At 73.3% G+C, this 2,411-nt stretch carries 2 protein-coding genes; both read right to left on the bottom strand.

The features are described from left to right. Positions 1-1,623: condensation domain-containing protein (locus EAO70_RS36435; RefSeq protein WP_187284202.1), on the bottom strand; the 1,623-nt coding region annotated here is incomplete at its 3' end. Further along, on the bottom strand, positions 1,620-2,411 hold a 792-nt coding region (locus EAO70_RS36430; RefSeq protein ID WP_261993235.1), incomplete at its 5' end, for a condensation domain-containing protein. The genes EAO70_RS36430 and EAO70_RS36435, both read right to left, overlap by 4 nt.

Here is a 2,411-nt window from a genome sequence, read left to right as displayed (position 1 = left end):
ACCCGCAAGACCCACACCCAGCATCGCCACCACCGCATCCACCGAACGCGGCACCGCCAACGCCACCACCGCACCACGACCCACACCCACACGCGCCAACTCATTCGCCACACCCACCGCACGAGACCACAACTCCCCGTACGACAGACGCACCCCACCACACACCACCGCCAGAGCCTCCGGCACCCGCGCCGCACACTCCGCGAACCACACCGGCACCACACCCACCGGCACCACCGAACCCGTCGCGTTCACACCACCCACCAACCGCTCACGCTCCACGGCATCAAGGACGTCGACCGCACCCACGGGGCGGTCCGTGTCCATGACCGCCGCGCGCAGCACTCGCTCCAGGCGTCGCAGGATCACTGCGGCCGACGCGTGGTCGAAGAGGTCGGGGCGGTAGTCGAGGCGCACCTGCACGCCGGCCGCCGTCCGGTAGACGACGAGGGTGAGCGGGTAGTGGGTGGCGTCACGGCCCTTGGCGCCGACGAGGCGCAGCCCGGAGTCGAGCCGGGTGCCCTCGGCGGCCGGGTCCACGGGGTAGTTCTCGACGAGGACGGTGGTGTCGAAGAGTTCGCCGACGCCTGCGAGTGCCTGGATCTCGGCGAGGCCGAGGTGCTGGTGCGGGCCGAGGTCGGCCTGTTCGTTCTGGACGCGGGCGAGGGCCTTCGACCACGGTTCGTCGTGGTCGAGGGCGACGCGCACCGGGACGGTGTTGATGAAGAGGCCGACCATGGACTCGACACCGGGCACCTCGGCCGGGCGGCCGGCCACGGTGGTGCCGAAGACGACGTCGTCGCGGCCGGTGAGGCGGCCCAGGACGACGGCCCAGGCGAGCTGGACGACGGTGTTCAGCGTGACCGCGCCGGAGGCGGCGAGTTCCGCGATGCCGTCGCCGAGGTCGGCGGGGAGCAGGGACTCGACGCGCTCCGGCATGCGGGCCTCGCGGCCGGCGTCGGCGGGGACCAGGCGGGTGGCCTCCTCGACGCCGGCGAGGGTGCGCCGCCAGACCTGCTCGGTCTCCGTGCGGTCCTGGGCGGCCAGCCACCGGAGGTAGTTCTTGTACGGGGTGACGGGGGGCAGGGCCTGCTCGCCCTGCTCGTACACGGTGAACAGTTCGCGCAGCACGACCGGCATGGACCAGCCGTCGAGCAGGATGTGGTGGTTGGTGACGACCAGCCGGTGCAGGTCCTCCTCACGGCGGATCAGGAGGCAGCGGATCAGCGGCGGCGCGGCCAGGTCGAAGCGCTCGGCGCGGTCCTCGTCGGCGAGGCGGACGAGTGCGGCCTCCCTCTCCTCCACCGGCAGCCGGGTGAGGTCGGCCTCGCGCCAGGGCAGGTCGACCTCACGGAGGAGGAACTGCACCGGCTTCCCGGAGCGTACGGAGCGGAACCCGGCGCGCAGGTTGGCATGGCGGCGGAGCAGGGCGGCCATCGCGTCCTTGAGGCGGTTCGCGTCGAGCGGTCCCTCCAGGTCGACGGCGAGCTGGACGGCGTAGACGTCGGGGCCTTCGCCGTCGTCGAGCAGGGAGTGGAACAGGAGGCCTTCCTGCAGGGGGGACAGGGGCAGGACGCCCTCGAGTCCGGACGGCTTGCGGGCCGGTCGGCTGGTGTGCGTCACGTCAGATCCTCCAGGTCGGCCAGGTCGGCCTCGAGCTCGTCGATCTCGTCCTGGTCCAGGTCTGCCAGGGAGAGGTCGGATGTCGTCAGACTGCGGGGGGCGCCGTCGGCGGGGGCGGCGTGTGCGGTGCTGTACCGCGTGAGGGCGTCCAGGGCCTCGAACCAGAGGTCGGTGAGGGACTCGACTTCGGTCTCGTCGAAGAGTCCGCCGGGCCAGGTCCAAGTGACGGTCAGTTCGGGTCCGGAGGGACGGTCGTGGGTGACCGCGTTGGCCTCCAGGCTGTGGGCGAACGGCAGTTCCGGGTCGGTCGGGGCGATGCGTACGTCCTCGGGCGCGGCGCCCCAGTCGGCGGCGCCGGCGGAGTGGTCGGTGCGGACGCGGCCCAGGTAGTTGAAGCCGATCTGCGGTCCGGCGCCGCCCGCGAGGAGGTCGGCGGTGCGCGGGTTGAGGTGGCGGAGCAGGCCGTATCCGGCGCCCTTGGCGGGGACCGCGCGGATCTGGCCGCTCACCCGGCGCAGGGCCTCTCCGGCGGCGGGGGCTCCGCCGCGGACCTCGTGCCATCTGACGCCGGGGTCGAGGCGCAGCGGGTGCATCGTGGTGAACCAGCCGACGGTGCGGGAGAGTTCGGCGCCGTCGTCGTCGCCGCGGCCGTGGCCCTCCACGTCGAGGAGCACGGGTCCGGCGCCGGGCGCGCCGCGCCGGCGGCCGCGCCGCCACTCGGCGAGGGCGAGGGCGAGGGCGGTGAGCAGGATCTCGTCGGGGCTGGTCCCGGTCGCCGTGGGCACCAC

This window comes from Streptomyces sp. adm13(2018) (genome assembly GCF_008042145.1).
In the GTDB taxonomy this organism is placed as follows: Bacteria; Actinomycetota; Actinomycetes; order Streptomycetales; family Streptomycetaceae; genus Streptomyces.
Note: the sequence above shows the minus strand (reverse complement) of the source record. Positions and strands in the feature narration are given on the sequence as shown.